5 protein-coding genes are annotated in these 3,995 nt (G+C 40.9%); 1 reads left to right on the top strand and 4 read right to left on the bottom strand.

Annotated features, from left to right (window positions below; all coding sequences use genetic code 11):
- Nucleotides 1–287: 287 nt before the first annotated feature.
- The 4 genes from IM477_RS11315 to IM477_RS11300 form a co-directional block, all read right to left on the bottom strand.
- Nucleotides 288–470, bottom strand: coding sequence for a hypothetical protein (locus IM477_RS11315; protein ID WP_052275901.1), 183 nt, complete (start codon nucleotides 468–470; stop codon nucleotides 288–290).
- A gap of 840 nt (nucleotides 471–1,310) precedes the next feature.
- Nucleotides 1,311–1,493 (bottom strand): hypothetical protein, encoded by a 183-nt coding sequence (locus tag IM477_RS11310; protein WP_002758041.1) that lies wholly within the window; start codon nucleotides 1,491–1,493, stop codon nucleotides 1,311–1,313.
- Between the two features lie 67 nt (nucleotides 1,494–1,560).
- On the bottom strand, nucleotides 1,561–1,803 hold the full coding sequence (locus IM477_RS11305) for a hypothetical protein (RefSeq protein ID WP_287731778.1): 243 nt from the start codon (nucleotides 1,801–1,803) through the stop codon (nucleotides 1,561–1,563).
- Nucleotides 1,804–1,873: 70 nt separating this feature from the next.
- Complete coding sequence (locus IM477_RS11300) at nucleotides 1,874–2,164, bottom strand: YiaA/YiaB family inner membrane protein (RefSeq protein WP_287731777.1); 291 nt, start codon at nucleotides 2,162–2,164, stop codon at nucleotides 1,874–1,876.
- Nucleotides 2,165–2,323: 159 nt separating this feature from the next.
- Between IM477_RS11300 and IM477_RS11295 the strand changes: the two genes are divergently transcribed.
- Complete coding sequence (locus IM477_RS11295; protein WP_287731776.1) at nucleotides 2,324–3,319, top strand: hypothetical protein; 996 nt, start codon at nucleotides 2,324–2,326, stop codon at nucleotides 3,317–3,319.
- The last annotated feature ends 676 nt before the right edge of the window (nucleotides 3,320–3,995 follow it).

Raw genomic sequence — 3,995 nt, 5'->3', positions numbered from 1 at the left:
CAGAACTGCTCCCACAGGGAAGCGCTCTCGCGCTGTTGTAGAGTGGTGGTCATTGGTTTATGATTCCTATTAAGTTATCGAGGTACGATTGATGATGTCTCTATCTTAGAGACTTTGTATCGGTTTGTAAAGGGGTTTGACAAAAGTATTTCTTGTTGGGGTGATAAGGTGGGGTTATGTTCGGTTAGTTGGTCGAAGCGATCGATTTGCCGACAATAAACTCATGAAGCACCTTTTCCTTTGAGCGAGAGAATGCGATCTGGCGTAGCGAGCGCTTTGCGTTCGCTCTACTTGGTGTTGTTTTTGGCCCGTTCGATCTTGCCTGCGATCGCATCCAACCTTGCTTTGATTCCGGTCATCCATTGGTTAAACTCGGCCGACTGCCGGTCGATAGCTTCCTTCCGTTCCCTTATCTCTTCGGTTGTTTTTTCGTGGGCTTCTAACCGGGTATTTAATTCTTCAATCATCATTGCCTCAAGTATCTATCGATTCTTTGCGGCAGGGAACTTGATATATAAATCAATAGGAATCAACCTCTTTACGGAAATTTTACCGTTGACATCCTCACCACCGTAAAATGGACGGCGATACCGATCCCGACGATTTGGTTTTCCCTGCTGTTCACCGTCACGCAGCACCTAATACTAAATCCTGTTATGATAAAACGATTAAGTACCTAAGCAAAATTAATTACACATCCAAGCCGTCACCCGTCAGCCAAAAGCTTTTTGCTGTGACCAGTAAACAGTGAACTAAAAATTCAAATCTGATCCCTGATAGCTGTCTCGGAGTCCCCCGTCTCGGAGTCTCGGAGTCTCGGAGTCTCGGAGTCTCGGAGTCTCGACTAGGAAATTAATTTTGCACGACTACTTAACGCTCTTCTGGAACTTTCGGAAATCCCTGACCGAATCCAGATTCTGAAACCCTTGGTTGACAAGTGATCGCTAACTTTTTTTCTAATAAAAACTCAAATTTCGGGTTTCTGTTAGTTAGCGATAGCTTGAAGGCTTACTCCATAAGAGAGCTAGGGTTTAGAGACTGTAAGACTTTTGCCAGACTCCCTCCAAGAGCGTTAAAGACAGGGAGATAAAATGCCCAAGAAAGCTTACTTAGGGCTTGCTGAATAAATCTAAAAACCTTGTTGGGTAAGACTTTTAGACCTTTTGTCAATCAAAAAGTACTGGATATGGGAGTGATCGGGGGGAAATTTAGGCACTTTTTCCCTGAAAATTAGGTAATTGGCCACCTCAAAACTGGTAAAACCCCACACCCCACACCCGGCCCCCAGGAAAAACTTTTTGCCACAAACCCTACTTGGTGTTGTTTTTGGCCCGTTCGATCTTGCCTGCGATCGCATCCAGCCTTGCTTTGATTCTGGTCATCCACTGGTTAAACTCGGCCGACTGCCGGTCGATATCTTCCTTCCGTAGCCTTATCTCTTCGGTTGTTTTTTCGTGGGCTTCTAACCGGATATTTAATTCTGCAATCATCATTGCCTCAAGTATCTATTGGTTTGTTTATTTGTTAGGGAGGAGGCATCTCATTTGTGCAAGTGAGTAATTATACTTGTCGATGAAACTTGCTTCTAGCAAGGCTTTCAAAATAGCTTGACATAAAACTTAATTTAGGAGTTACAAAGGTGAGATGCTCCCGATCGCTTTTAACATATTGCAAAGATAATCGCTGTAACCAACTCTCTTTTAGTCCATCTTCAATATCATATACAGACAGAATGTTACCAGGATTTTGTAAAAGAGAAATTATTCCTTTGGTCACACCGATGAGATTAGTTGTGAATAGCATATAAACTCTCCTAAGTCAGAAAAAAGAGTGAGAATAATCGAAAAAACTGATAACCAATAACTGAGAAAAACTACTCCTTATAAGGATCGTACTGAGTCAAGATTCGTTCTAACTTTACTTCGTCAATGCGATTAATTAAGCGTTTAGATTCTTCGACATCGCGGACAGTTTTTGATAAACTAATGGTGGAACCGACGCTAAATAGTAAACCCATGCCTAAATAACCTTTAATCCACGGATCTACTGGTAGATAAATAACTCCTAAAGAAGTGGCAGAAATAGAGACAATAAAAGATAACCAAGTTTGAAAAATCCACGCTTGAGTATGACTGGGAGCAGTACCGTATTTTTTATCGTTCATAATCGTCTCCTAAATGTTTCTGGAACCATTCTGTCGGTTCTAGAGGTGCAACAACAATGAGCGCTATCTAGTAGGGGGAGGGTTGAGAACTGGGGTGAAGTGGGGTGAAGTGTGGTGAAGTATCAAGTATAATCGTTGTCAGAATCTAGGAGCAAAAAGATGGAGATTAAACATCTGAAAATTTGGTTTTCTTGGGAAAAACAAGAACAAATGATCGAGTGCTTAGTGGGGAGAGTGGGATTAACCCGGGTGCGTGCCACTTGTTTTCTGCGTCTCTGGATTTATGCGATTGCCAAGGAGGGACAGGTAAAACCCCCCTTATCCCAGTTAATTTTTCCCACCACTGCCATTATCTGTACCCATCGGCAAGCATCGGATTTATTTTATCAGGATCAGGACCAGGGCAGCGATCGCTCTGCCGGTATGATGTTAGATAAATTAGCAGCCCTTGGTTTAATTGAAAAAATTTTTGACGGCAACACAACCAGAATTAAAATCAAGCCAATTACGGAGATTTTAGAGCCTGATAGCTCAGAATCATCTGTAGAATTGCAATTAGATCAATTTAATCCCCGTTGTGATGCGATTCCTGTGGCTAACTTGCTGACACGCAATTATAACTGGATGAATCGCAATGCTGAAGCAATTCCCCATCGCATTTCTCGTCTGTTGCGGGGTTGGGCAAAAGATTACACCACAGGTATGCGAGTTTTGCGTCGGGTAGATAATCTTAATCCCGTCGGTTTTTATCTCCTCTATCCCACCGCAAGCGAGTCGGAAGCGAATTTTTTTACCTCTCCTAACAAGAGTTTACATCTAAGTGCGATCAACGAACAGGATCCTTTTAAAATGGCATCCGTGGGAGATGAAAATTGTCTTTCGGTATTTATTCGCAGTTGGATGATCGATGCTAATTATTTAGATAAATATCGTTTAATTTTTCTGCAAGATGCCCAAAAAACTCTCCAGAAAATGACATTAGATTTTCCTAATCTCTGCGATTTACATACTTTGATTATTCATCCCGATTATGAGAAATTAGCTGCAGTCTTGGGATTTCAAAAAACTATTCAGGAATCCCCAAACTCTATTTATTGGATGTATTTAGGACTCGATCGCTTTTTATCCCTAGATATGAGTGAAATTCAATTTTAATCGGGAGTGGGGAGTAGGGGGAAAAAATCCATAACTGGGTTTTTGAAGTTCGATCGGGAGTTAGTCGTAATATTAAAAGCGGATTTGGTATAAATCTTCTTTTGTGGGATTTTTAAAACCTAGATACAAACTAACTTTTCGATGCGGTGCAAAGTTGGCATTCATACCTTAATTCAGCAACACCAATACTGTTAGCAAGGAACGAAACCCAACCCGACAGCAGCTTTTGTCAAGGATTGTTAAGATGTGCTTACCCTGTAGATATCGATTCTTGCCTGTGGCAATATGTTGGTAATAGGGACTTACAAGCAGCTAAAATTTGCCTTATCGTAGCGAGGAGGAAGAATATTCTCACCGGTGAAAAGAAGTCGAATTAATTTTCTACAAATCTTTAGACACACATTCCGCAATCTCAAATCGAAAATCTCAAATCTAAAATAGGCTTATGTGGAATTCTATAATACAATTCTATCAAACTAATAAAGACTGGATTGACAATCTCCTCTCCGGTGCATTAGTGACTGTTGTTCTGGCAATATAGCAATTCTTGGAGCTATGAGGTACAATGGAAAGCAAATAGACAAATAATAGAACTTACCAGCTTCCTATGAGACCCTATTCCGTAGATTTTCGCCAAAAAATTATCGATGTCTGGAAGAAAGAAAAAATTTCCATT

The sequence above is a fragment of the Microcystis sp. M090S1 genome (genome assembly GCF_020246295.1).
Classification (GTDB): domain Bacteria; phylum Cyanobacteriota; class Cyanobacteriia; order Cyanobacteriales; family Microcystaceae; genus Microcystis; species Microcystis aeruginosa.
Note: the sequence above shows the minus strand (reverse complement) of the source record. Positions and strands in the feature narration are given on the sequence as shown.

What these genes read in the sequence shown, in the direction of transcription:
- IM477_RS11315 (WP_052275901.1), bottom strand. Translation starts at nt 470, where the DNA reads ATGATGATTGAAGAATTAAATACCCGGTTAGAAGCCCACGAAAAAACA.
- IM477_RS11310 (WP_002758041.1), bottom strand. Translation starts at nt 1,493, where the DNA reads ATGATGATTGCAGAATTAAATATCCGGTTAGAAGCCCACGAAAAAACA.
- IM477_RS11305 (WP_287731778.1), bottom strand. Translation starts at nt 1,803, where the DNA reads ATGCTATTCACAACTAATCTCATCGGTGTGACCAAAGGAATAATTTCT.
- IM477_RS11300 (WP_287731777.1), bottom strand. Translation starts at nt 2,164, where the DNA reads ATGAACGATAAAAAATACGGTACTGCTCCCAGTCATACTCAAGCGTGG.
- IM477_RS11295 (WP_287731776.1), top strand. Translation starts at nt 2,324, where the DNA reads ATGGAGATTAAACATCTGAAAATTTGGTTTTCTTGGGAAAAACAAGAA.